This is a genomic window from Pelagerythrobacter aerophilus (genome assembly GCF_003581645.1).
Lineage (GTDB): Bacteria > Pseudomonadota > Alphaproteobacteria > Sphingomonadales > Sphingomonadaceae > Pelagerythrobacter > Pelagerythrobacter aerophilus.
This window is the reverse complement of sequence record NZ_QXFK01000019.1, coordinates 700602-723273: the sequence shown is the minus strand read 5'-3', so window position 1 is coordinate 723273 and position 22672 is coordinate 700602. Positions and strand designations below refer to the sequence as shown.

At 67.4% G+C, this 22672-nt stretch carries 24 protein-coding genes; 13 read left to right on the top strand and 11 right to left on the bottom strand.

Annotation, left to right across the window (positions count from 1 at the left end; all coding sequences use genetic code 11):
* Positions 1–7 precede the first annotated feature (7 nt).
* Together D2V04_RS17280 and D2V04_RS17275 are read left to right on the top strand one after the other, a co-directional pair.
* On the top strand, positions 8–1750 hold the full coding sequence (locus tag D2V04_RS17280; protein WP_119511656.1) for an acyl-CoA dehydrogenase: 1743 nt from the start codon (positions 8–10) through the stop codon (positions 1748–1750).
* On the top strand, positions 1747–2589 hold the full coding sequence (locus D2V04_RS17275; protein ID WP_119511657.1) for a DUF815 domain-containing protein: 843 nt from the start codon (positions 1747–1749) through the stop codon (positions 2587–2589). Before D2V04_RS17280 ends, D2V04_RS17275 begins: the two co-directional genes overlap by 4 nt.
* A 4-nt stretch (positions 2590–2593) precedes the next feature.
* Here the strand turns inward: D2V04_RS17275 and D2V04_RS17270 are convergent, their stop codons facing one another.
* On the bottom strand, positions 2594–4051 hold the full coding sequence (locus D2V04_RS17270; RefSeq protein ID WP_119511658.1) for a PQQ-dependent sugar dehydrogenase: 1458 nt from the start codon (positions 4049–4051) through the stop codon (positions 2594–2596).
* Positions 4052–4382: 331 nt separating this feature from the next.
* On the opposite strand from D2V04_RS17270, the gene D2V04_RS17265 reads away from it, so the two are divergent.
* Both D2V04_RS17265 and D2V04_RS17260 read left to right on the top strand, forming a co-directional pair.
* Entirely contained in the window at positions 4383–4865 is a 483-nt protein-coding gene (locus D2V04_RS17265; protein WP_119511659.1) for a GAF domain-containing protein, read from the top strand.
* A 116-nt stretch (positions 4866–4981) separates the two neighbouring features.
* A complete protein-coding gene (locus tag D2V04_RS17260) occupies positions 4982–5866 on the top strand; it encodes a hypothetical protein (RefSeq protein WP_119511660.1) in 885 nt (294 codons plus the stop codon).
* A gap of 103 nt (positions 5867–5969) precedes the next feature.
* Here D2V04_RS17260 and D2V04_RS17255 read toward each other — a convergent pair whose 3' ends face one another.
* From D2V04_RS17255 to D2V04_RS17230, 6 genes are all read right to left on the bottom strand, one after another.
* Positions 5970–6947, bottom strand: coding sequence for a ParB/RepB/Spo0J family partition protein (locus D2V04_RS17255; protein WP_119511661.1), 978 nt, complete (start codon positions 6945–6947; stop codon positions 5970–5972).
* A complete protein-coding gene (locus tag D2V04_RS17250) occupies positions 6944–7720 on the bottom strand; it encodes a ParA family protein (protein ID WP_119511662.1) in 777 nt (258 codons plus the stop codon). The genes D2V04_RS17255 and D2V04_RS17250 overlap by 4 nt, the downstream gene beginning before the upstream one ends.
* Positions 7717–8343, bottom strand: coding sequence for a 16S rRNA (guanine(527)-N(7))-methyltransferase RsmG (gene rsmG / locus D2V04_RS17245; protein WP_119511663.1), 627 nt, complete (start codon positions 8341–8343; stop codon positions 7717–7719). Before rsmG ends, D2V04_RS17250 begins: the two co-directional genes overlap by 4 nt.
* Entirely contained in the window at positions 8340–10202 is a 1863-nt protein-coding gene (gene mnmG, locus D2V04_RS17240) for a tRNA uridine-5-carboxymethylaminomethyl(34) synthesis enzyme MnmG (protein WP_119511664.1), read from the bottom strand. Before mnmG ends, rsmG begins: the two co-directional genes overlap by 4 nt.
* A 94-nt stretch (positions 10203–10296) precedes the next feature.
* Positions 10297–11616 carry a tRNA uridine-5-carboxymethylaminomethyl(34) synthesis GTPase MnmE gene (mnmE, locus tag D2V04_RS17235; protein ID WP_119511718.1) on the bottom strand — a complete coding sequence of 440 codons (1320 nt, stop codon included), beginning with the start codon at positions 11614–11616 and terminating at the stop codon, positions 10297–10299.
* 96 nt (positions 11617–11712) lie between these two features.
* Positions 11713–11970, bottom strand: coding sequence for a DUF6489 family protein (locus D2V04_RS17230; RefSeq protein WP_119511665.1), 258 nt, complete (start codon positions 11968–11970; stop codon positions 11713–11715).
* 107 nt (positions 11971–12077) lie between these two features.
* Between D2V04_RS17230 and D2V04_RS17225 the strand changes: the two genes are divergently transcribed.
* The 4 genes from D2V04_RS17225 (at position 12078) to D2V04_RS18370 (ending at position 15206) form a co-directional block, all read left to right on the top strand.
* A complete protein-coding gene (locus tag D2V04_RS17225) occupies positions 12078–12776 on the top strand; it encodes a dienelactone hydrolase family protein (RefSeq protein ID WP_119511666.1) in 699 nt (232 codons plus the stop codon).
* Positions 12777–12789: 13 nt separating this feature from the next.
* Positions 12790–14406 carry an FMN-binding glutamate synthase family protein gene (locus D2V04_RS17220; protein ID WP_119511667.1) on the top strand — a complete coding sequence of 539 codons (1617 nt, stop codon included), beginning with the start codon at positions 12790–12792 and terminating at the stop codon, positions 14404–14406.
* A 121-nt stretch (positions 14407–14527) separates the two neighbouring features.
* On the top strand, positions 14528–14782 hold the full coding sequence (locus D2V04_RS17215; RefSeq protein ID WP_119511668.1) for a hypothetical protein: 255 nt from the start codon (positions 14528–14530) through the stop codon (positions 14780–14782).
* Positions 14763–15206, top strand: a complete 444-nt coding sequence (locus tag D2V04_RS18370; protein WP_324186836.1) for an aspartyl protease family protein — start codon at positions 14763–14765, stop codon at positions 15204–15206. The genes D2V04_RS17215 and D2V04_RS18370 overlap by 20 nt, the downstream gene beginning before the upstream one ends.
* Before the next feature lie 18 nt (positions 15207–15224).
* Here D2V04_RS18370 and D2V04_RS17205 read toward each other — a convergent pair whose 3' ends face one another.
* The 4 genes from D2V04_RS17205 to hemE all read right to left on the bottom strand — a co-directional run bounded on the left by D2V04_RS17205 (position 15225) and on the right by hemE (position 18715).
* Positions 15225–15899: an AAA family ATPase gene (locus tag D2V04_RS17205; RefSeq protein WP_228766199.1), complete on the bottom strand. Its 675-nt coding sequence runs from the start codon at positions 15897–15899 to the stop codon at positions 15225–15227.
* Complete coding sequence (gene rho, locus D2V04_RS17200) at positions 15782–17047, bottom strand: transcription termination factor Rho (protein WP_119511670.1); 1266 nt, start codon at positions 17045–17047, stop codon at positions 15782–15784. The genes D2V04_RS17205 and rho overlap by 118 nt, the downstream gene beginning before the upstream one ends.
* A 167-nt stretch (positions 17048–17214) precedes the next feature.
* Positions 17215–17658: a CopD family protein gene (locus tag D2V04_RS17195; RefSeq protein WP_119511671.1), complete on the bottom strand. Its 444-nt coding sequence runs from the start codon at positions 17656–17658 to the stop codon at positions 17215–17217.
* A 31-nt stretch (positions 17659–17689) separates the two neighbouring features.
* A complete protein-coding gene (hemE, locus tag D2V04_RS17190; RefSeq protein ID WP_119511672.1) occupies positions 17690–18715 on the bottom strand; it encodes a uroporphyrinogen decarboxylase in 1026 nt (341 codons plus the stop codon).
* A 320-nt stretch (positions 18716–19035) separates the two neighbouring features.
* Between hemE and D2V04_RS17185 the strand changes: the two genes are divergently transcribed.
* The 5 genes from D2V04_RS17185 to dnaQ all read left to right on the top strand — a co-directional run bounded on the left by D2V04_RS17185 (position 19036) and on the right by dnaQ (position 22660).
* On the top strand, positions 19036–19881 hold the full coding sequence (locus D2V04_RS17185) for a pyruvate, water dikinase regulatory protein (protein WP_119511673.1): 846 nt from the start codon (positions 19036–19038) through the stop codon (positions 19879–19881).
* Positions 19878–20459 carry a Maf family protein gene (locus D2V04_RS17180; protein ID WP_119511674.1) on the top strand — a complete coding sequence of 194 codons (582 nt, stop codon included), beginning with the start codon at positions 19878–19880 and terminating at the stop codon, positions 20457–20459. Before D2V04_RS17185 ends, D2V04_RS17180 begins: the two co-directional genes overlap by 4 nt.
* Entirely contained in the window at positions 20456–21310 is an 855-nt protein-coding gene (aroE, locus tag D2V04_RS17175; protein WP_119511675.1) for a shikimate dehydrogenase, read from the top strand. Before D2V04_RS17180 ends, aroE begins: the two co-directional genes overlap by 4 nt.
* Positions 21307–21897: a dephospho-CoA kinase gene (gene coaE, locus D2V04_RS17170; protein ID WP_119511676.1), complete on the top strand. Its 591-nt coding sequence runs from the start codon at positions 21307–21309 to the stop codon at positions 21895–21897. The genes aroE and coaE overlap by 4 nt, the downstream gene beginning before the upstream one ends.
* Before the next feature lie 76 nt (positions 21898–21973).
* Entirely contained in the window at positions 21974–22660 is a 687-nt protein-coding gene (gene dnaQ, locus D2V04_RS17165) for a DNA polymerase III subunit epsilon (RefSeq protein ID WP_119511677.1), read from the top strand.
* Positions 22661–22672 lie beyond the last annotated feature (12 nt).

Genomic DNA, 22672 nt, shown 5'->3' with positions numbered 1-22672 from the left:
GCACGACGTGACCTACTCGCCCGCCACCCAGGATCAGTTGCTCGCCATCCGCGTCAACGCGGGAATTGCCGACCTCGCCGCGACCGAACGCTTCGCCGCGGCGGAGCCCGATATGGTCGAGGCGATCGTCGAAGGCATCGGCGCTTTCGCTGCCGGGGAATGGGCACCGCTGAACCGCGCGGGCGACCTGGAAGGCGCGAAGCTGGAGAACGGCGTGGTCCGCCTGCCGGACGGGTTCGCGCAGGGCTATGCCGACTATGTCGCGCAGGGCTGGAACGCGATCGCCGGCCCGGCAGAGTTCGGCGGCCAGGGCCTGCCCTTCACGCTCGCCTGCAACGTGCTCGAGAACCTCGGCACCGCGAACATGGCGTTCAGCCTCCTGCCGATGCTCTCGGTCGGCGCGATCGAGGCGCTCGACCATCACGGCAGCGAGGCGCAGAAGGCGGCCTATCTGCCCAAGCTGGTCAGCGGCCAGTGGTCCGGCACGATGAACCTCACCGAGCCGCAGGCGGGCAGCGACCTCGGCGCGCTGCGCACCACGGCAACCCCGATCGAAGACGGCGAGCACGCCGGCAAATACCGCATCGCCGGGCAGAAGATCTTCATCACGTTCGGCGAGCACGAGCTGGCGGAGAACATCGTCCATCTCGTTCTCGCGCGCCTGCCCGACGCGCCCGAGGGCAGCCGCGGCATCTCGCTGTTCCTCGTGCCGAAGTACCACGTCAACGACGACGGATCGCCCGGCCCCCGGAACGACGTGCGGTGCGTGAGCCTCGAGCACAAGCTCGGCATCAATGCCTCGCCGACCTGCTTGATGAGCTACGGCGACAACGGCGAATGCATTGGCGAACTCGTCGGCGCGGAGAACCGCGGGCTGATGGCGATGTTCACGATGATGAACAACGCGCGGATCAACGTCGGCAACCAGGGCGTACAGATCGGCGAGCGCGCGACCCAGGCCGCGCTCGCCTATGCTGCCGAGCGCGTGCAGTCGGCCCGCGCCGGATCGCCCGACAAGACGCCGGTCGCGATCATCGAGCATCCCGACGTGCGCCGCATGCTGCTGCGGATGAAGGCGCTGACCGAAGGCGCGCGGGCTCTCCTCTACTACACCGCGGGCCAGGTCGACCGCGGCACGCTGGGCGACGAGGCGGCCGATCGGCGCGGCGACGTGCTCGTGCCGCTGATCAAGGCCTGGGGGACCGACGTGGGCATCGAAGTCGCCAGCCTTGGCGTACAGATCCACGGCGGCATGGGCTTCATCGAGGAGACCGGTGCGGCGCAGCATTACCGCGACGCGCGCATCGCCCCGATCTACGAAGGCACCAACGGCATTCAGGCCGCCGACCTGGTGACGCGCAAGCTGGGGCTCGAGAACGGCGCGGTGTTCGCCGCATTGATGGCGGATATCGCGCGCGATGCGGCGGGCGATGAGCCGTCCCTCGCCGCGCTCGCCAACGATTGCGCCGCGATCGGCGAATGGATGCGCGACACTGCGTCGCTGGACGACCGGCTTGCCGGCAGCGTGCCGTTCTGCACGATGTCGGCCGTCGCGGTCGCCGGGTGGCAGTTGCTGCGGCAGCTTCGCGCGATCGGAGGCGGCGAAGCGCCGGGCACCGCCGCCGCCAAGCGCGCGAGCGTGCGCTTCTTCCTCGACCGGATCGTGCCCGAGGCCGCCGGTCTCAAGGCATCGGCCATGGCCGGCGCGGAGCCGCTCTACACGCTCACCAGCGAGCAGCTCGCGGGATGACGCGCGAGACTTCGTCCGACCAAGGCGATCCTCTCGCGCGGATTGCCGATGCGCTGGAGAAGCTCGCGGGAGAAGCTGCGCCGGCGACCGACTGGAACGCGGCGCCCGCCTATGTATGGGACGGGCACGCGGCGCGTCCCGTCGGCGCGATCGATGCGCCGCCGCTCGCGCTGCTCCAGGGCATCGACGCCCAGCGCGACACCGTCGCGGCCAACGTCGTGCGCATCGCCAGGGGTCACGCAGCGCACGACATGCTGCTGTGGGGCGCACGCGGCATGGGCAAATCGGCGCTGGTGCGGGCTTCGGTCGTTGCAGCCCAAGCCGCAGTGCCCGGCGGACTGGCACTGGTGCAGGTCGCGGCGGACGCCCTGCCCTCACTCCCGCGCCTGTTCGCGCAGCTCCGCGAGGCGGGACGCAATTTCCTCGTCTATATCGACGATCTCGGGTTCGGCGAGGAGGATACGGCCGGCCCGCGCCACTTGCGCAGTTGGCTCGAAGGCGGAGTCGAAGCGCGGCCCACGAACGTACGCCTCGCGGTCACCTCCAACCGCCGGGCAATCGTGCCGCGCCATTCGCGCGAACAGGACGATCCGCTGAACCCGCGCGATGCGGTCGACGATACGCTCGCGCTGGCCGACCGGTTCGGACTCTCGGTCGGCTTCCACAACTGCACGCAGGACGATTACCTGGCGATTATCGCAGGTTACGCCCGCGAATACGGCCTCGAGTGGAGCGAGCCCGATGCGCTCGAATGGGCGCGGCGGCGCGGCGCACGCTCGGGCCGCACGGCATGGCATTATGTGAACGAGCTTGCCGGACGCGCCGGACGCGCGATCTGAGGCTTTACTGGATCACGTCTTCGCGCGCGTAGTCGTCGTCGAACGTGGCTGTGCTGCCGCCCAGTTCGCGCTGGGGCGGCAACGAAGCGCCCTGGATGCGCTCGATCGCCGGCAGGGGTTCAGCCCCGGGGGCAATCACACGCCAGATGATGCCCGCGGTGTCGTCGCTCACCAGCAGCGCGCCGTCGCCGGCCCATTCGACCCAGGTGGGGCGGCCACGCGTCGTGCCCTCGCCCGTCAGGAAGCCGGTCAGCACCGGGATCGGCTTGCCGAGCGGGTTGCCGCGCTCATCGAAGGCTACGTAGACGACGTCGTACCCGGCAGGTGGCTTGCGGTTCCATGATCCGTGGCGCGCGATGAAGGCGCCCTGACCGAAACGCGGACCCACGCGCGCGCCTTCTTCACTGAAGACCAGGCCGAGCGCCGCGACGTGCGGGCCGAGCGCATATTCGGGCCGCCGGGCATATTCGATGAGAAACGCCGGCATCGGCGCCTCAACCCGGCGGTCGATATTGTTCTTCCAGTAGACCCAGGGCCAGCCGTACTGCGCGCCGATCGGCACGTTGGTGAGGTAGTCGGGCACGAGGTCCGAGCCGAGCATGTCGCGCTCGTTGACCGTGGTCCAGAGTTCGCCGCTCCACGGGCTCCAGTCGAGGCCGTTGGGATTGCGCAGGCCGGTTGCGTAGATCCGCTGCCGGTCGTCCTCGAGATCGTACTCCCAGATCGCGGCCCGGCCTTCTTCCAGCTCGATGCCCTTCTCGGCGATGTTGGAGGCCGATCCGACCGCGACGTAGATGTGGGCGCCTTCCGGATCGAGCGCGATGTTGCGCATCCAGTGGTTGCCGGCAGCCGGCAGGTCCATCAGCTTGCGCGGCTCGGCGGTGATCTGCGTCGCGCCGAGTTCGTAGGGAAAGGCAAGCAGCGCGTCGTGATTGGCGACGTAGAGCGTCTCGTCGGCCCAGGCGATGCCGGACGGCGATTCGAGATCGTCGGTCAGCACGAACCGCTGCTCGGCATCGCCGTTGCCGTCTGCATCGCGCAATAGCACGAGCGTGTCGGGTGATTCGCCCGTCGCCCCCGCACGCGACATCAGCAAGCCGGCGACCCAGTCGGTAAACCCGCCTTCGTCGTCGTCGCTCTTGGGCGCCCGGGTCAGGGTCACCAGGACATCGCCGTTGGGCAGCGTGTAGATGACGCGCGGATGGTCGAGCCCCTCGGCGAAGCGCGTGACGGTCAGCCCTTCCGCCGCTTGCGGCGCCTGGTCGGGCGCCCAGCCGACCGGCTTGGCGATCCGAACCGTCGGAATCATCTGGGAGTCGGGCTCCGCCAGTGTCGGATCCGTACCGGTGACCTCGGCCACCGAGAGCTCGGCCTCGTCGCCCCTGACGAGCCAGGCGGCCGCGAAGATGAGGACGAGGATCAGGAGAAGGACCCAGATCAGGATCTTGCGCTTGGTGCTCATGAGCGGAAGGATTACGCGCTGCGGGCCTTTGCGGCAATGGCGCAGCGGTCCAGGGTCCGTACTTAACTGGAGCAAGGATCGTGATTGCCCATGGAGGTCCGCCGACAAGGAGCGCAGCGCAGGCGCGTAGCAGCGCTACGCGCAAGCAAGCGACGCTGCTCGGCGAGCCTCCATGGGCAACCGCTGCGCGGCGGGCGGATTTTGGCGCCATGCGGCGTCGCGCGTCGGTCACGATGAATCATCATCGCTCCCTCCTTGCTCCTAGCCTGGCACCAAAATCCGCTCCGTCACGACCTTGCTCCAGTTAAGTACGGACCCTAGAGGGCGTGCCATGTACGATTTCGCTGCCGACCCCGCGCTCCCCAAGCCCGAGCTTTACCGTCAGCTTTGCGCGGCCGCCGATGCGCTGACTGCCGGCGAGCGTGACGGCATCGCCAACATGGCCAACGTCGCCGCCCTGATCTGGGAGTTCGTTCCGCGCCTCAACTGGTCGGGCTTCTACCGGATGGTGGAGGACGAGCTCGTCCTCGGGCCGTTCGCCGGTCGGCCGGCCTGTATCCGCATTCCGCTGGGCCAGGGCGTGTGCGGCGCAGCGGCGCGAACGGGCGAGACGCAGCTCGTGGAGGACGTGCACGCCTTCCCCGGCCATATTGCCTGCGACGCAGCCAGCCGCTCCGAACTGGTCGTGCCCGTATTTCGCGACGGGGCAGTAATCGCGGTGATCGATCTCGACAGTCCCGAGCCGGCGCGCTTCGACCGGGAGGACGCGGACGGTCTGGAAGCGCTCGCGGCGATCCTCTCCGACCGGATCTGACCCCCCGGCGCCCCGTTTCGGGACATCGCCCGCAGGCACGTGTGCCTCTGCGGGTTGCAATGGTAGATTTTTCGTTAACGCCGGGAATCGACTCGGCCTAACGAAGGGGATCGACCATGACCGCCCGTCACCTGACCCTGCTCGGCGCCGCAGTGGGCGCGATCGGCGCCGCATCTCCGGCGATGGCGCAGCCCGAGATGCCGTACGAGTACGCCTATCCGCTGCCGCCTGGCGAAGTCGTTTACGAGCAGGCGCCCGTGGTTCAGCCGCTTCCGGCGCCGGCACAACCGTCTCCGCCGCCGCAGGAAGTCTATCACGAGCCGGAATACTCCGACGATCCTGCGTATGACGACTACGCCGACCGCTACGAATACGAGCGCAGTGGGCCGGTCTACCACGAAGTCCCGCCGCCGCCGGCTGCCTATTATCCTGCGCCGCCCGCGCCCCCGCCGCATTTCGACGCCGAGGCGTGGCTGGCGGACTGCCGGGCGCGCTATCGCGCCGGCGAAGGCCGCGAGGAAGGCGGTGTCGCCGGGGGACTGCTCGGCGCGGCCGCGGGCGGGCTGATCGGCAATCGCGTTGCCGACGGCGAGCGGCTTGCGGGCACCCTGATCGGCGCGGGAGTCGGCGGCTTGGCCGGCCTTGCCATCGGCACCGCGATCGGCGCCGCCGTCGATCGGGACCGGGCGGAGGATTACTGCGAGGCTATGCTCGAGCGCTATCCGCACGGCTATGCGCACGCACCGGCGCCGGCCTATCCGCCCCCTGCTCCTTACGGGTACGGCTACCCCGGCTATTACGGCCACGGCTGCGCTTGCGCCCCGGCGGTAACCTACATGCCCGTCCTGATGGCCGTGCCGCAGCGCGCGGTCGTGCGCGAATATGTGACGGAGGAATGGGTCGAGGCCGAGCCGCGCGCCGAACGGCCCGTCTCGACCAAACGGCGCGTGATCCGCACGCCCGCGCCGGACAAGCGGATCAAGTACAGCAAGACCAGATGACTTGGGGCGAAGCCGCATTCTTGCGGCTTCGTAGGGGGAGGCGGCGGCCGCGGAGCCACCCGGTCGCCGCCTTTACTTGACATATCAGTTACTTAGATAGAAACTAGATATCGCCGCCGGTCAGGCGCTGGCAGATCAGATCGAGCTGATCGAGCGTCCGGTAGCGGATCGTCACAGCCCCCGACCGCGGATCGGCGTCGGTCTTGATCCGCACGCCCAGTCCGAGAAACTCCTCCAGGTGGGTCTGAACCGCGGCAATGTCGGCATCTTTCGCCGGATCGCGCGAATTGCGGACCTTGCGGCGCGGTTCGCCCTCGGCGGGCTGCGCGGCAAGCTTCTCGATCTGGCGAACGGAGAGCTTCTGGGAGACCGCACGTTGCGCCAACTCGACCGCGGCGTCGTTTCCGATTAGCGCCCGGGCGTGCCCCATCGACAGCGCGCCCTCCTCGACCAGATCGAGCACGTCTTCGGGCAGATTGAGCAGACGCTGGAGATTCGCGACGTGACTGCGCGACTTGTCGACCAGTTGCGCGATCTCGCCCTGCGTCATGCCCTGCCGGTCGGCCAGCGCCTGATAGGCGCGCGCTTCCTCAACCGGATTGAGATCCTCGCGCTGGATGTTCTCGATCAGCGCGAGCGCCATGACCTCGGTTTCGTCGAGCTCGCGCACGATCGCGGGAATCTCGTGCAGCCGCGCCTTCTGCGCTGCACGCCAGCGCCGCTCCCCCGCCACGAGCTGATAGCGCCCGCGGGCGAGCGGCCGGACGATCACCGGCTGGATCACGCCGCGCTGGGCGATCGACGCAGCAAGTTCCTCGAGCGCCGCCTCGTCGAAACGGCGGCGCGGCTGACCGGGCAGCGGCTCAATCGCCGACGTTGCAATGGAGGCAAGGCCCGAACGCGGTGAAGCACTTGATTTACCGGCATTTTCCACCGACCCGCCGGCCTCGCTGCGAGCGAGCGGCTCTTCGCGCTGAGTTTCGCCCAGGAGTGCACCCAGCCCTCTCCCGAGCTTCCGCTTGCGGTCGGTCGCGTTGCGAACGGGCGCCGAGGCGGCGGTCGGTTCGGGGGAGTTGCTCATGCGGCTTTCCTCTTCTCGGGAATGCGTCCGATCAGTTCACGTGCGAGCGCGATATAGGCGCGGCTGCCGGCGCAGGCGTGGTCGTAGACGAGCGCGGGGAGCCCGTGGCTCGGTGCTTCGGACAGGCGCACGTTGCGCGGGATGACCGCCTCGAACACGAGCTTGCCCAGGCAATCGCGCACATCGTCCGCAACCTGGTCCGTCAGCCGATTGCGGCGATCGAACATGGTCAGGACGATCCCGATGATGCCGAGATCGGGATTAAAGCGCTGCTGCACCCGCTCGACGGTCTGCAGGAGCTGGCTCAGGCCCTCAAGCGCGAAGAACTCGCACTGAAGCGGAACCAGCAGGGTGTCGGCCGCACCCAGCGCGTTGAGCGTGAGCAACCCGAGCGACGGGGGGCAATCGATAAAGCAGATGTCGTGCGCGTGATGGTCGGCAAGCGCCCGCCGCAGCCGTGCGGTGCGATCCTCGACCGACACGAGCTCCACCTCCGCTCCGCTCAAATCGACCGTGGCAGGGACGATATCGAGACCCGGGATAGCCGTCGGATGGACACATTCGGCGAGCGGAGCTTCGTCGACCAGAATGTCGTAGCTAGAACTCTCGCGGTCGGCGCTGGCGATTCCCAGTCCGGTCGAGGCATTGCCCTGCGGATCGAGATCGACCAGCAGCGTCTTCCAGCCGATCGCCGCCATCGCCGTCGCGATGTTGATGGCGGTCGTCGTCTTGCCGACCCCGCCCTTCTGGTTCGCGATGGCGATGGTGATCATGCTTTTCTCCCGGCCAGCTTACCGACGATAATGCCCGATGCGGGGTCCGTCCGCGATTGTTCCACGTGAAACAGCGCGCGCTGCCGTTTGGGCAGCTCCTGCAATTCTTGCGCCGCCGAACGCCCCTTGGGCAACAGCCACAGGGTTTCGCTTGTGGAAAATCGTGCGGATAGCGCGAGGATACGTTCGAGCGATGCGAAGGCGCGCGCCGAGATCACGCCCACGGGAACACTGTCGACATTTTCGAGTCGCACCCCTTCGATCCGGCAGTGTTCGAGTGCAAGCTCGTCCCGCATACGCTCCAGCCATTCGATTCGCTTCCGGCGCGATTCGACGAGAACCACGGGCCATTCGGGCCGCATCGCGGCAATGACCAGGCCCGGGAGCCCTGCCCCCGAGCCGAGGTCTAGCCAAGGTCCTGTTTCACGTGGAACATATTCGAGGAGCTGCGCCGAATCCGCGATGTGGCGTTGCCATATCGATGGCAGCGTCGCGCGCGCGACGAGATTCTGCCGCTCGTTCTCTTCGGCGAGTGCGCCGATCAGCCGGTTGAGCCGGTCCATGGCGACCGAATCGCACAGGCCGGCGACGTATGCGCGGGCCTGATCCTCGCTTGCGATCATGCCGCTTCTGGCCGCATATCGCGCCGGCGCGCATGGACGAGCACCGCCGAGAGCGCCGCGGGTGTGATCCCCGGAACTCGCCCCGCTGCCGAAAGCGTCTCGGGCTGCGCCGTGGTCAGCCGCTCCACCATCTCGTTGGAGAGGCCCGGCACTTCCCCATAGGGGAAGCCACTCCCCAGCCTTACTGTCTCGCTAGCACGCAAATCCCGCAGCTCGGCCTCCTGCCGCTCAAGATAGGGCGCGTAGATCGCGTCTTCCGCCAGCTCCACCGCGATCTCCTCAGCCGGGTCGAAACCCTCGTCGAGCCACGGTGCGAGACCCGCGAGATCGACGCCGTTGTACCGTAGCCATTCGTCTAGCCGGTGAACGCCGGAGTCGCGCCGGATCGGCAGTCCCGCCTGCTCCAGCTCTGAGGCAGGCACTCCCCTCGCGAGCTGCGCGTCCCACTCGGCGCGCCGCTGCTCGCGCGATTCGAACCAACGGCGGCGCGCGTCGCCGGCGCAACCGGCCGCGATCGCCAACGGCGTCAGGCGCGTCGAAGCATTGTTGGCGCGCAGCCGCAGGCGATACTCGGCCCGCGCGGTCAACATGCGATAGGGTTCGCTGACCCCCTGCAGAGTCAGGTCATCGACCATGACCGCGATGTACGAGTTGGCGCGGTCGAGCGGCGCCGGCTCCCGGCCCAGCACCGCGGCCGCCGCATGCATTCCGGCGACGAGCCCCTGCGCCGCGGCTTCCTCGTAGCCGGTCGTGCCGTTGATCTGTCCCGCGCAATAGAGCCCGCCGATCGCGCGCAGCTCCAGCGCCGGCGTGAGCGTGCGCGGATCGATGTGATCGTATTCGACGGCATAGCCGGGGACGACCATGTCGACGGCCTCGAGCCCTTCCATACTTCTGAGCATGGCGAGCTGGACGTCGACCGGAAGCGAAGTGCTGACGCCGTTGGGATAGACGAGGTGGGTGTCGAGCCCTTCGGGTTCGAGGAACACCTGATGTCCCTCGCGGTCGCCGAAGCGGTGGATCTTGTCCTCGATCGAGGGGCAATAGCGCGGCCCCTGTGCATCGATCGCGCCGGTGAACAGCGGCGACCGATCCAGCCCCGCACGAATGATGTTGTGGCTGCGCGCGTTGGTGCGGGTGATGGCGCAGAAGACCTGCGGATTCGCGCGCCGCGGCGTGACGGCGGACATCGTCCAGGTCCCGTCGTCCGACGGTTGCTCGGCCAGCCGCGCCCAGTCGATCGTCCGCCCGTCCAGCCGTGGCGGCGTGCCAGTCTTGAGCCGCGCCATCGGCAGCTTCGCCTCGCGGAGCTGCGCCGCGAGGACATGCGCGGCGTTCTCGCCGATCCGTCCGCCTTCGAACCGCTCCTCGCCGCGGAACAGGCGGCCGCCGAGGAACGTGCCGGTGCAGAGGATTATCGCCTGCGCTTCGATATGCGAACCGTCGGCGAGCGTGAGGCCCTTTGTCCGGCCGCCGTCCAGAATCAGGGCCGCCGCCTCCCCCGGGATCAGGTCGAGATTCGCCTGCTCACCCAACGCATGCTGGACGGCGGTCTTGAACAGCTTGCGGTCGGCCTGGATGCGCGGGCCCCAGACGGCGCTGCCTTTCGACATGTTGAGCATGCGATAGTGGATCGCCGCTGCGTCGGCTGCGCGGCCGATCACGCCGTCGAAAGCGTCGACCTCGCGGACAAGGTGCCCCTTCCCCAGCCCGCCGATTGCGGGATTGCAGCTCATCGCCCCGACCGTTTCGGGATCGAACGTCACCAGTCCGACGCGCGCGCCCATACGCGCAGCGACGGCCGCCGCTTCGACGCCGGCGTGCCCGCCGCCAATGACAAGGATATCGTAGGAGCGCATGGCCCGCGCGATAGGCGATCTCGCTCAGACGGTCAAAGCGCTCGCGCTGGATAGATGCCAGGTCTGGCGGGAATGCGATGTTCCACGTGAAACATCACTTGCCGATGCAGAAGCGCCCGAACAGCGCGTCCAGCATGTGCTCGGTCGACGCGCGTCCGGTCAGGCGATCGAAGGCACTGCGGGCGAGACGCAGATGCTCTGCCGCGATCAAGGGGTCGCCGGCCGCGCCGATCTCGGCGAGCGCACCCCGGGCCTCCTCGAGCAAGGCGGACTGCCGCTCGGTCAGCGCGACTTCTCCCGGCGCCGGCATCGCGTCCCGCGCACGGGCCATCAGCCGCTCGCGCAACCGATCCAGGTTGAACCCGGTCCTCGCCGAAAGCGCGAGCGCACCCTCGCCCTTGGCCCGGCGAGTCTGGTCGTCCGCCTTGGCATCGATCTCCCAGGCGCCCGTCGGCCCCTGCCCTTCCTCGCCGAGCCAGAGTACGAGATCGGCGCGCCCGAGCTGCTCCTGCGCCCGGGCAATGCCGATCTTCTCGATATCGTCCCCGCTCTCGTCCTCGCGCAGCCCGGCCGTGTCGACGAAAGTGAAGGGAATTCCGGCGACTGCGACCGACCGTTCGAGAACGTCGCGCGTCGTTCCGGCGATCGGCGAGGTTATGGCCGCTTCGTTCTCCAGCAAAGCATTGAAAAGTGTCGATTTTCCGGCATTGGGCGGGCCGGCGAGGACGACCCGGTACCCCTCGCGCAAGACGGTCGCACGCGGGCGAGCGAGCCACTGGTCGAGTTCCTCGGCGAGCCGCGACCCATCGTCCGTGAACGACGACGGCAAGTCCGCCGCGTCCTCTTCGTCCGAAAAGTCGAGCACCGCCTCCACTTGCGCGGAAAGCGCGAGCACCCGGTCGCGCCACTCACCGACCTGCTGCGACAGCGCCCCGCCGGCCAATGCCATCGCCGAGCGCCGCTGCAATTCGGTCTCCGCCTCAAGCAGGCCGGCCAGCCCTTCGGCTTCGGCAAGGTCGATCCGGCCATTGGCGAAGGCGCGGCGGGTGAACTCGCCGGGCGTCGCGGCGCGCAAGCCCGGCAGCTCCGCCAACGCGCGCTCGACCGCGCTCACCACCGCCCGTCCGCCGTGCAGGTGAAGCTCAGCGACGTCCTCGCCCGTCGCGGTCCCCGGCCCCGGCAGCCACAGCACCAGCGCCCGGTCGAGCACTTCGCCCCGGCCGTCGCGCAAGGTCCGCGCCGCCGCTCGCCGCGCCGGGGGAAGCGCGCCAGCCAGCGCCTGCAAGGCCTCGCCCGCGCGCGGACCGCTGACACGCTCGACCGCGATGCCGGCGGGCACTGCACCGCTCGACAGCGCGAAGATCGTCTCGGCCAGCGCCTTGCCGCTATCGTGAGGAGTCGACGTTGGTTTCATGGCTGGTTGGTCGCCCGCGGCCACGCTCTCCCTCTCGTCATCCCACCAAAAGCTGGGATGACGGATTTGTTTGCGGTGTATCGAAGCGATGAGCTCCTAGGACTTCTCGTCCGTCGGCTTCTTGTCCGCGTTGCGCGCCGCGCCTTCCATGAAGCTCTGGAACAGCTTCAGGCCCGCCTGCCCCATCGGGGCGAGCTGGCGCGCGTAGTCCTGCAACTGGTCGGGATTGCTGACCCCCTTCATCGCCTTGGCCATCATGTCGACGTAGACGTCGTTGGCCTTGCCGACGTCGGGCAAACCCATGAAGGTCCGGGCCTCCTCGGGCGTGCAGTCGATTTCGATATGGACCTTCATCGCGGTTCCTCCGTTGGATCGGGAAACAAACTGGGTTTGGCATTCGCCGCGCGCAAGCGGTAAGCCCGGCCTACGCAGGTGTAACCGGGAAAGGAAGGGACGACGAAATGAGCGAGACCGCGACCATCGAGACACTGTCGGGCGACCGGACGTTCAGCGCCTATGTCGCGCGGCCGGAGGGAACGGCGCGGGCGGCGATCGTCGTGATCCAGGAAATCTTCGGCGTGAACCCCGGCATCCGCCGCAAGTGCGACCGTCTGGCGGAGGCCGGCTATCTCGCGGTCGCGCCCGACGTGTTCTGGCGGATCGAACCTGGCGTCGAGCTCGACCCCGATGTGGAGGCTGAATTCCAGCGCGCGCTCGATCTGATGGGCAAGTTCGACCAGGATCAGGGCATCCGCGACATCGAGGCGACGATCCACTGGATCCGCAGGAGCGAAGGCGTCGCGAAAGTCGGCGCGGTCGGCTACTGCCTCGGCGGGCGGCTCGCCTACATGACCGCGGCGCGCACCGACGTGGACGCCTCCGTCGGCTATTACGCGGTCGGGATCGACAACCTGCTGCGCGAGAAGCACGGCATCGCCAATCCATTGATGCTGCACATCGCGGGCGACGACGGGTTCGTCGACAAGGATACGCAGAAGGCGATGCACGAGGGGCTGGACGACCATCCCAAGGTCACGCTCCACGATTATCCGGGCCTCGACCACGGCTTCGCCACCGAATTCGGCAAGCGCCGCGACGAACAGGGTGCGACGCTGGCGGACGAGCGCACCGCGGAGTTCTTCGCCCGGCACCTCGGCTGAGGGGCGGCAGGCGATGATCAACCGCGCGTCCTGGCGTTTCTCAGGGCACGTCGCCTCGCGCTTCGTCGTGCCGGCGCTGCTGATCGTCCTGACGGCGCTGTTCGCGTGGTGGGAGCCGCTGCGCTGGGGCCTCGTGCTCACCCTCCCCCTGCTGGCGGTCGCCGTATGGGACTTCTTCCAGCGCAAGCACACGCTGCGCCGCAACTATCCGCTGCTCGCCCGGGTGCGCTGGATCATGGAGGACCTGCGTCCCTATGCCCGCGCCTACGTAGTCGAGGGCGATCTCGAAGGGCGGCCGTTCAACCACGACGAGCGGGCGCTGGTCTACGCGCGCTCCAAGGGCGAGCTCGACTCGCATCCCTTCGGCACCGAACTCGACGTCTATTCGGACGAATACGAGTGGCTCGCCCATTCCATCGTGCCCAACGAGGAGGCCCCTACGGAGTGGCGAGTCGACGTCGGCGGGCCGCAATGCGCGCGGCCCTACTCCGCCTCGCTGCTCAATATCTCCGCGATGAGCTTCGGGTCGCTCTCGGCCAATGCAATCCTCGCGCTCAACAAGGGCGCAGCGGCGGGCGGATTCTACCACGACACCGGCGAAGGCGGCATCTCGCGCTACCACCGCGAGCACGGCGGCGATCTGGTGTGGGAGATCGGCAGCGGCTACTTCGGCTGCCGCGACGATAAGGGCCGCTTCGATCCCGCGCGCTTTGCGGACGCGGCGCAGGCCGACCAGGTCAAGATGGTCGAGATCAAGCTCAGCCAGGGCGCCAAGCCCGGCCACGGCGGCGTCCTGCCCGCGGCGAAAGTGAGCGAGGAGATCGCCGGCGCGCGCAGCGTTCTGCCGCACAAGGACTGCATCTCGCCCGCGGCCCACTCGACCTTCTCGACCCCGGTCGGCCTGCTCGAATGGGCGGCGCAACTGCGCGATCTCTCGGGCGGAAAGCCGATCGGAATCAAGCTCTGCGTCGGCAAGCCGCACGAGGTGTTCGCAGTGATGAAAGCCATGCGCGAGACGGGCATCCGGCTCGACTATATCGTGGTCGACGGCGCCGAGGGCGGCACCGGCGCGGCGCCGGTCGAAATGTCGAACCGGATCGGCATGCCGCTACGCGAAGGGCTGATCCTGCTGCGCAATGCGCTGGTCGGCTGCGAACTGCGGGACGAAATCCGCCTGTCCGCCGCCGGCAAGGTCCATTCGGGCGCGGGCATGGCGATGAAGTTCGCGCTCGGCGCCGACTGGTGCAACGCCGGGCGCGCCTTCATGTTCGCGCTCGGCTGCGTCCAGTCGATGCGCTGCCATGACGACACCTGCCCCACCGGCGTCGCGACCCAGGACGCGACCCGCCAGCGCGGGCTGGTGGTGATGGACAAGTCCGAGCGCGTCACCCGCTTCCACCGCCATACGCTCCACGCGCTGCGCGAAATGGTCGTCGCCATGGGGCTGGACAATCCGTGGCAGATCGAACCGTGCGACTTGTCCGAGCGGCAGAACAGCGCGCGCTCGGACAGTATCGACTACATCTACAACTTCCTCGAACCCGGAGAGCTGCTGATGGAACCCGAAGGCACGCAGTATGCGCGCGACTGGCGCCTCGCCCGCGCCGACAGCTTCGCGAAGGCGCTATAAAGCCATTTCAGCCTTTACGAGCCGATTGTAACAAGCTTTCGTGATTCTGTTGTGAAAGATTCGTACTTTGAAATGGAATCAACGAGTCGAGTCTGATATTCTGCACGCAAGGAGTCGGAGCATGGATATCGAGCTCGATCGCGAAATTCAGCGCAATCTATTCGCGTTTCTGCCCCAGTTGCCCGACCTACTGCCCGATCACGAAGGTTGGTTCGCCGTTTTGCGAGACCAGCGAATTGCTGGGCTGTATGCAAAACTTAGCGAGGCGATACGGAGCGCAGATGGCGAATTCACCGACGGGCGCTACTCGATCCAGCGCATAACCGACAGGCCAGTTGAATTGGGAATGTTCAGCGGTGCTGTTGATCAAGGGTAACGCGCGCAACGAACCGCCTATCATCCGTGTTTGCGTCCTTCCCACCACTCCCGAACTACTTTCAACCTCGTCATCGAATCCTACACCAACCCAATCGGGTGTAGATTGCCGTGCCCTGCTTGACACTGGTGCAGACGGCATGAGCGTGACACGCTCGCTCGCAGAAGCCGCCAACCTCAATTACCGAGGCAAGATGCCGGCATCGGGACTGGCTGGACAGAACTATCACCGATCATGGACGACATTCCTGGGAATCTATTGCGACGATATCGGACCACTGCCGTTCATCTTGGATGAACCCTACCTTGCAATCGAAGTCAGTCCGTATCCTGCTTTCGACGTGATCATCGGAAGGGAGGCGCTGATGGTCGGTGATTTTACGCTCAAAGCAAATGGCGATTTCGAATGGTTGATTCGAAACTGATTCACGACTGCTAGCGCGTCACCAACGCAGGTTCGCAGCCTGTAGGCATTCAAGCACAAAATCGACGCGCTCCTCGGCACTGACGAGCGGCAGATCGACCGACTCGTAGCCGTAGTCGCGCCACGCGGCCGTGACCGCCGCATCGCTTGCCAGCGCCGCCTCCCAGTCCTGAATCCGCTCCTCGTCGGGCCGGTAGATCGCCTGCCACGGCGGCGCGCGGAACACCGGGCCGTCGTAGCGCAGCTCGCGGCAGACGCGGTCGATGTCCTCGGGCACCGGCAGGTCTTCGAGCCGCAGGAAGCCGACGATATCGGGAAAGCCGCGGTCGAACACCGTCGGGCCCGGCCGCCCCTCGGCCGCCCGCCAGGCGGCAAGCTCCGCTTCGAACATCGCCCGCGCGAAGCCGGCAGGATCGTCCGCCCGCAGAGCCATGCCGCCGGCCTCGCGCAGGATCGCGCGTGCGACCTCGGGCTCGGTCGCGATCCCGCGCCGGTCGAGCGCCTCGAGCAGGGTCGACTTGCCCGTGCCGGGACCCGCCGGTGATCGCCGCGCGGACCGGAACCGACATGCCCGACCTACTGGTTCATCGTCGCGAAGAAGTCCTCGTTGGTCTTGGAATCCTTCATCTTGTCGAGGAGGAATTCCATCGCATCGATCGTGCCCATCTGCATGAGGATGCGCCGGAGGACCCACATCTTGGAGAGCTTGTCCTTCTCGACCAGCAGCTCTTCCTTGCGGGTGCCGGACTTGCCGACGTCGAGCGCCGGGAAGATGCGCTTGTCGGCGACCTTGCGGTCGAGCACGATCTCCGAATTGCCGGTGCCCTTGAACTCCTCGAAAATGACCTCGTCCATGCGGCTGCCGGTGTCGATCAGCGCGGTGGCGATGATCGAGAGGCTGCCGCCTTCCTCGATGTTGCGCGCCGCACCGAAGAAGCGCTTGGGCCGCTGGAGCGCGTTGGCGTCGACGCCGCCGGTCAGGACCTTGCCCGACGAAGGGACGACGGTGTTGTAGGCGCGGCCGAGGCGGGTGATCGAATCGAGCAGGATCACGACGTCCTTCTTGTGCTCGACCAGACGCTTGGCCTTCTCGATCACCATTTCGGCGACCTGGACGTGGCGCGTCGCGGGTTCGTCGAAGGTCGAGGAGATGACCTCGCCGTTCACGCTGCGCTGCATGTCGGTCACTTCCTCCGGCCGCTCGTCGACGAGCAGAACCAGCAGGAAGACTTCCGGATGATTGTCGGTAATCGCCTTGGCGATGTTCTGCATCAGCACGGTCTTGCCGGTGCGCGGCGGGGCGACGATCAGCGCGCGCTGGCCCTTGCCCTGCGGACTGATGATGTCGATCACTCGCGCGCTCTTGTCCTTCACGGTCGGATCGAGCGTGTCGAGATTGAGCTTCTCGTCCGGATAGAGCGGCGTCAGGTTGTCGAAGTTGGTCCGGTGGCGGACCGCTTCGGGATCATCGAAATTGACCTTGGTGAGGCTGGTGAGCGCGAAATAGCGTTCGCCGTCCTTCGGCGCCCGGATCTCGCCTTCGACCGTGTCGCCGGTCCTCAGGCCCCATTTGCGGATCTGGTTGGGAGAGACGTAGATGTCGTCGGGCCCGGCGAGATAGTTCGCCTCGGGGCTGCGGAGGAAGCCGAAGCCGTCCTGCAGCACCTCGATGGTGCCGACGCCCATGATCTTCTCGTCGTATTCCTCGTCTTCGGCGAGTTCGCGCAGGATGCAGAACATCAGGTCCTGCCGGCGCATGGTGGAGGCGCCCTCGACGCCGAGTTCCTCGGCCATCGACACCAGGTCGGCCGGGGGTTTCTGCTTAAGTTCTTTCAAGTGCATTGTGTTCGTTCCGTGGTGGAAATGGCCGGCAGGTCGATGGGCTTGGAGAAAGCAGACCCGGCACCGCTTGACCGCGGGGCCTCAGCCGGAAGAGACGTTGGGAATAAGCGCGCGCTGCGGCGCCGTCAATTCGCTTTGCGCAGGTTCGGCGCCGGTCGATCCGGCAATCAGAACGGGCGGACGATAACCAGTACCACGATCAGTGCGACGGCGATGCCCGGCACCTCGTTGAGCAGCCGCAATTTGCGTCCCTCGAGCGGACGCTCGCCGCGTGCCAGCTTCTTCGCATAGGCCGCCATCCACCCGTGATAGCCCGACAGCGCGAGCACCAGCAGCAGCTTGGCGTGGAACCAGCCCTGGCTCCAGGCATCGACGGTGAAGGCGAGCAGCAGGCCGAGCACCCACACGACCACGATCGATGGCATGAGGATGATCTTCAGCAGGCGCCGCTCGCGCTCGATCCACGCGGCATCCTCGACCGATCCGGGCGCAGATTCCTGATGATAGACGAAGAAGCGCGGCAGCATGAACAGGCCGGCCATCCAGAAAATCACGAAAATCAGATGGCCCGCCTTGAGCCAGTAGTAGGTCATGCCGAGGATGTCCTGCATGGGCGCGATGTAGTAGCTCGCGGGGCGGTCGTCACCCCCTCCATGCGCGAACGGTCTCGATCAGCGTCTCGACGTGCGCGATCGGCGTGTGCTGGCCGATCCCGTGACCGAGATTGAAGACATGGGGCCGGCCCGCGAAGGCCTCGAGAATCGCCCGCGCTCCGCTCGCCAGCCGCTCCCCGCCCGCGAGCAGCAGCAGGGGATCGAGATTGCCCTGGACCGGCATGCCCGCCGGCAGTTCGCGCGCCACCCATGCGGGGTCGAGCGTCTCGTCCACCCCGATCGCCGCGACGCCGGTTTCCCGGGCATAGGCCGGCAGCTTCTCGCCCGAGCCCTTGGGGAAGCCGATCACCGGCAGGCCGGGAAACCGCTCGGCCATGGCGGCGGCGATCGCGGCATTGGGCGCGATCACCCAGCGCTCGAACTCGTGCGGCGCGAGGCTGCCCGCCCAACTGTCGAACAGCTGCACTGCCTCCGCCCCGGCCTCGATCTGACCGGCGAGATATTCGACCGTGACCGAAACGATCGCGTCGATCAGCGCCTGGAACGCCGGGGGATCGCAGTAGGCCATCGCGCGCGCCGCGTGCTGGTCGCGGCTGCCCTCGCCCGCCACCATGTAGGTCGCGACGGTCCACGGACTGCCCGCGAAGCCGAGCAGCGTCGTCTCGGGCGACAGGCGCGCGCGCACCTGCCGCACCGTTTCGTAGATCGGCGCAAGGCGGCCCGGAACCGCCTCCAGGCTCGCCAGCGCGCTATCGACCAGCGGCGGCGAGAGCTTCGGGCCTTCGCCTGCGAGGAACGCGAGATCCTGCCCCATCGCGTAGGGCACGATGAGGATATCGGAAAACAGGATCGCGCCGTCGAACCCGAAACGGTCGATCGGCTGCATGGTGATCTCGGCCGCGGCCTCGCTGTCGTAGACCAGCTCGAGGAAACCGCCCTTCTCCGCCCGAAGCGCGCGGTATTCGGGCAGGTAGCGGCCTGCCTGACGCATGAGCCAAAGCGGCACGCGCTCGCCGCGTTTTCCGCGCAGGGTGTCGAGAAGAAGACCGGGCATTCGGGAAGGTCCAATCCAAATAATATAGTATTTAAATAGGATGCTGGAGTCTGTTGGCCCTGTGGATATCGGGGACAGGCGCGCCCTGCCCGATTTCTCCCGGAATGAACAGGCCCAGAGGCTTCGCGACTCATCGGTCTGCCGCGTCAACCGAAGCTTATCCCCGCTGTCCCCAGCCTGTCGAAAAGCCTCGCGCCCTGTCCACAAGCGCGGGTGCCGAATGGCTGACAGCGGGAATGAAATCGGCCCCCGAACTTGTCGCCAGCTTTCTCCCGTGGTTTATGCCGGCATTCTCCACAGCCGATCGCGCACCTTGCCGGATGAGCCGCCTCCACCTCCATCTCGTATCCGATTCCACCGGCGAAACGCTGGAAATGGTGGCCAAGGCCGCGCTTGCCCAGTTCGACGCGGCGGAGATCGTGCGCCACTTCTGGCCGATGGTCCGCTCGCGCCAGCATCTTTCGCGGATACTGCCCGATCTTGCCGACAATCCGGGGCTCGTGCTGTTCACCCTGGTCAATCCCGAGACGCGCGCGACGTTGGAGGAGCATTGCCGCCAGCTCGGCCTGCCGGCGGTGCCCGCGCTCGATGCGGTGACCGAAGCGCTCGAGGCGCAGCTCGGGCAGGAGGCGCATGGCCGCCCCGGCCGCCAGCACGCGATGGACGAGGCCTATTTCCGGCGGGTCGACGCGATCCACTTCACGATCGCGCACGACGACGGGCTCGGATGGGAAGACTGGGAGCAGGCCGATATCGTGCTCGCCGGCGTCTCGCGTTCGTCGAAGACGCCGACCAGCATCTATCTCGCCAACCGCGGATACAAGGTCGCCAACATCCCGCTCGTGATCGAAAGTCCGCCCCCGCCCGCGCTGTTCGAACTGCGCCATCCGCTGGTCGTCGGCCTGACCACCGCGCCCGAACGGCTGGTGCAGATCCGCCGCAACCGCCTGCTCACGCTCAACGAGACGGCCGAGACGTCCTATGTCGATGCCGAGCGCGTGCGCGGCGAAGTCCAGTTCGCCCGCCGCATGTTCGCCGACAACGGCTGGCCGGTGATCGACGTCACGCGCCGCTCGATCGAGGAGACCGCGGCGGCGATCATCCGCCTGCTGGGCGAGCGGGCGAGCGATGGCGACGACATGCTCACCGGATCGAAGCCGATATGACGCTGGTGCTCGCATCCAAGAGCGCCTCGCGCGCGGCCATGCTCGAGGCGGCGGGCGTCGCGTTCGAGGCCCGGCCCGCGCGGGTGGACGAGCGGGCGCTGGAGGCGCAGCTCGGCGCCGCCCCGCCCGACCAGGTCGCGCTGGCGCTGGCCGAGGCCAAGGCGCTCGCCGTCGCGGAGCCCGAGCGGCCGGTGCTCGGCAGCGATTCGCTGGTGGTGGTCGGCGAGCGGCGCTTCGACAAGCCCGCCAGCCGCGAGGAAGCGGCCGAGCACCTGCGCGCGTTCTCGGGCCGGGTCATGCACCTCCACTCCGCCGCCGCCATCGCCCGCGGCGGCTCGGTCGTCTGGCGCGAAACTTCACTCGCCATGCTTCACACGCGCAAGTTTACTGAAGATTTCATCCAGACCTACCTAAACGCCGAATGGCCCGCCGTAAGCCACTGCGTCGGGGTGTTTCGGATCGAAGGACCCGGCGTGCAACTGTTCGAACGGATCGAAGGCGACCAGTTCACCGTGCTCGGAATGCCGCTGCTCGCAGTGCTCGGCGCTTTGCGCGACATGGGGGAGCTGCCGCGATGAGCGCCGCCTATGCCGAAGTGATCGGCGATCCGATCGCGCAGTCGAAGTCGCCGCTCATCCATCGCTTCTGGATCGAAGGTGCCGGGCTCGACGCCGACTACCGCGCGCACCGCGTGGCCGAGGGAGCACTGGCCGGCTACCTCGCCGAGCGCCGGACAGACCCCGCCTGGCGCGGGTGCAATGTGACGATGCCGCACAAGCAGGCGATCATTCCCCTGCTCGACCGGATCGACCCGTTCGCGGCGCGGGTCGGCGCGGTCAACACCGTAGTGCGGGAAGGCGATGCGCTGGCGGGCTACAACACCGACGTGGCGGGCTTCCTCGAACCGCTCGAAGCCATGCTCGGCAAGCGGCACCTGTTCCGCATGGCACGCGTGTTCGGCACCGGCGGCGCGACGCGCGCGGTGATCACCGCCCTCGCTGGTCACGGATTCACACTCGTCCTCGCCGGCCGCGATCCGGAGAAGGCTCGCGCGCTGCTCGACGAGCTCGATCCCGGCGGCGAGCATTATGCGGTGGCGCTGGATCACTTCGCGGAGGCGACCGATTTCGCCTTCGACGACCGCGAGGGCTGCTGCGACCTGCTGGTCAACACCACCCCGCTGGGCATGCGCGGCCATGCGCCGCTTGCGTTCGACTTCAGCCATGCACCGCCGGGATCGGTCGCCTACGACATCGTCACCGATCCCGTGGATACCGACTTCCTCCAGCGTGCGCGCGCGGCCGGTTTCGATACGATCGACGGTCTCTCGATGCTGATCGGGCAGGCGGCCGCGGCCTTCGAGTGCTTCTTTGGTGTCGCCCCGCCGCGCGGGCGCGATAGCGAACTGCGCGAAAGGCTCGTGCAATGACCCGTCCAAAGATCGTCGGCCTCACCGGTTCGATCGGCATGGGCAAGTCGACCGTGGCCGGGATGTTCGAACGCGCGGGCGTGCCGGTGTTCGACGCCGATGCCGAAGTGCGGCGCATGCAGGGACCGGACGGCACGCTGGTCCCGGCAATCGAGGCGGCCTTTCCCGGCTCGACTGGCCCCGAGGGCGTCCGGCGTCAGGCGCTCGGCGCCCAGGTTTTCGGCGATTCCGAGGCGCTCGCCCGACTGGAGGGGATCGTCCATCCCGCGGTTGCCGCGCGGCGCAAGGAATTCCTGGCCCAGCACGCCGGTGCGCCGCTGGTGGTGTTCGATATCCCGCTGCTGTTCGAGAAGGGGGGGCATGCGCAAGTCGACGCGATCGTCGTCGTCTCCGCGCCGGCCGACGTCCAGCGCGAGCGGGTGCTTCGGCGGCCGGGAATGACGGCGGAGAAGTTCGCGCAGATCCTCGCGCTGCAGGTGCCCGACGAGGAGAAGCGGGCCCGCGCAGACCATGTGATCGATACCGGCGGTCCCCTTGCCGAAACCGAGGTCGCCGTGCGCGCCCTCGCCGCCGAGCTGGCTCCCTAGAATTTCGCCTGGCCCGAGCTAAAAAAGCGCTCGGCGCCCCTTGTCACTTGGCCGTCCGAGGCCGATAGATAAAGGGATGCGCGAAATCGTATTCGATACCGAAACCACCGGCCTCGACCCCCGCAGCGGGGACCGTCTGGTGGAAATCGGATGTGTCGAATTGATCAACCGCGTGCCCACCGGGCAGACCTTCCACGCCTATTTCAATCCGGAGCGCGACATGCCCGCCGGCGCCGAGGCGGTGCACGGGCTGTCGAGCGCCTTCCTGTCGGACAAGCCGCTGTTTCGCGACACGGTGAGCGCGGTGCTCGACTTCATCGCCGACTCGCCGCTCGTCGCGCATAACGCCTCGTTCGACTTCGGCTTCCTCAATGCCGAACTTGCGCTGTGCGAGCGCGAGGCGGTGTGCATGACCCGGATGATCGATACCGTCGCGCTCGCGCGCAAGCGGCATCCGGGCGCAAAGCTCTCGCTCGACGCGCTGTGCACGCGCTACGGCATCGATCGCAGCCACCGGGTGAAGCACGGCGCGCTGCTCGATGCCGAACTGTTGGCGCAAGTCTACGTCGAACTGACCGGCGGCCGGCAGATCGGGCTCGCGCTTGCTGCGGAAACCACCAGCGTCGGCATCGTCGCGATGCCGCGACACATACCCGCGACGCGTGTGCGCCGCGAACCACGACCACATGCTGCGAGCCAGGAGGAACTCGCACGGCACCAGGCGTTTATCGCCAAGATGACTTCGCCCCTCTGGGGTAGCTGATCGGGGCCGGGG

Bases quoted from the DNA above. Each gene is read 5' to 3' on its own strand.
- D2V04_RS17275 (WP_119511657.1), top strand. From the start codon at position 1,747: ATGACGCGCGAGACTTCGTCCGACCAAGGCGATCCTCTCGCGCGGATT.
- D2V04_RS17270 (WP_119511658.1), bottom strand. From the start codon at position 4,051: ATGAGCACCAAGCGCAAGATCCTGATCTGGGTCCTTCTCCTGATCCTC.
- D2V04_RS17265 (WP_119511659.1), top strand. From the start codon at position 4,383: ATGTACGATTTCGCTGCCGACCCCGCGCTCCCCAAGCCCGAGCTTTAC.
- D2V04_RS17260 (WP_119511660.1), top strand. From the start codon at position 4,982: ATGACCGCCCGTCACCTGACCCTGCTCGGCGCCGCAGTGGGCGCGATC.
- D2V04_RS17255 (WP_119511661.1), bottom strand. From the start codon at position 6,947: ATGAGCAACTCCCCCGAACCGACCGCCGCCTCGGCGCCCGTTCGCAAC.
- D2V04_RS17250 (WP_119511662.1), bottom strand. From the start codon at position 7,720: ATGATCACCATCGCCATCGCGAACCAGAAGGGCGGGGTCGGCAAGACG.
- rsmG (WP_119511663.1), bottom strand. From the start codon at position 8,343: ATGATCGCAAGCGAGGATCAGGCCCGCGCATACGTCGCCGGCCTGTGC.
- mnmG (WP_119511664.1), bottom strand. From the start codon at position 10,202: ATGCGCTCCTACGATATCCTTGTCATTGGCGGCGGGCACGCCGGCGTC.
- mnmE (WP_119511718.1), bottom strand. From the start codon at position 11,616: ATGAAACCAACGTCGACTCCTCACGATAGCGGCAAGGCGCTGGCCGAG.
- D2V04_RS17230 (WP_119511665.1), bottom strand. From the start codon at position 11,970: ATGAAGGTCCATATCGAAATCGACTGCACGCCCGAGGAGGCCCGGACC.
- D2V04_RS17225 (WP_119511666.1), top strand. From the start codon at position 12,078: ATGAGCGAGACCGCGACCATCGAGACACTGTCGGGCGACCGGACGTTC.
- D2V04_RS17220 (WP_119511667.1), top strand. From the start codon at position 12,790: ATGATCAACCGCGCGTCCTGGCGTTTCTCAGGGCACGTCGCCTCGCGC.
- D2V04_RS17215 (WP_119511668.1), top strand. From the start codon at position 14,528: ATGGATATCGAGCTCGATCGCGAAATTCAGCGCAATCTATTCGCGTTT.
- rho (WP_119511670.1), bottom strand. From the start codon at position 17,047: ATGCACTTGAAAGAACTTAAGCAGAAACCCCCGGCCGACCTGGTGTCG.
- D2V04_RS17195 (WP_119511671.1), bottom strand. From the start codon at position 17,658: ATGCAGGACATCCTCGGCATGACCTACTACTGGCTCAAGGCGGGCCAT.
- hemE (WP_119511672.1), bottom strand. From the start codon at position 18,715: ATGCCCGGTCTTCTTCTCGACACCCTGCGCGGAAAACGCGGCGAGCGC.
- D2V04_RS17185 (WP_119511673.1), top strand. From the start codon at position 19,036: ATGAGCCGCCTCCACCTCCATCTCGTATCCGATTCCACCGGCGAAACG.
- D2V04_RS17180 (WP_119511674.1), top strand. From the start codon at position 19,878: ATGACGCTGGTGCTCGCATCCAAGAGCGCCTCGCGCGCGGCCATGCTC.
- aroE (WP_119511675.1), top strand. From the start codon at position 20,456: ATGAGCGCCGCCTATGCCGAAGTGATCGGCGATCCGATCGCGCAGTCG.
- coaE (WP_119511676.1), top strand. From the start codon at position 21,307: ATGACCCGTCCAAAGATCGTCGGCCTCACCGGTTCGATCGGCATGGGC.
- dnaQ (WP_119511677.1), top strand. From the start codon at position 21,974: ATGCGCGAAATCGTATTCGATACCGAAACCACCGGCCTCGACCCCCGC.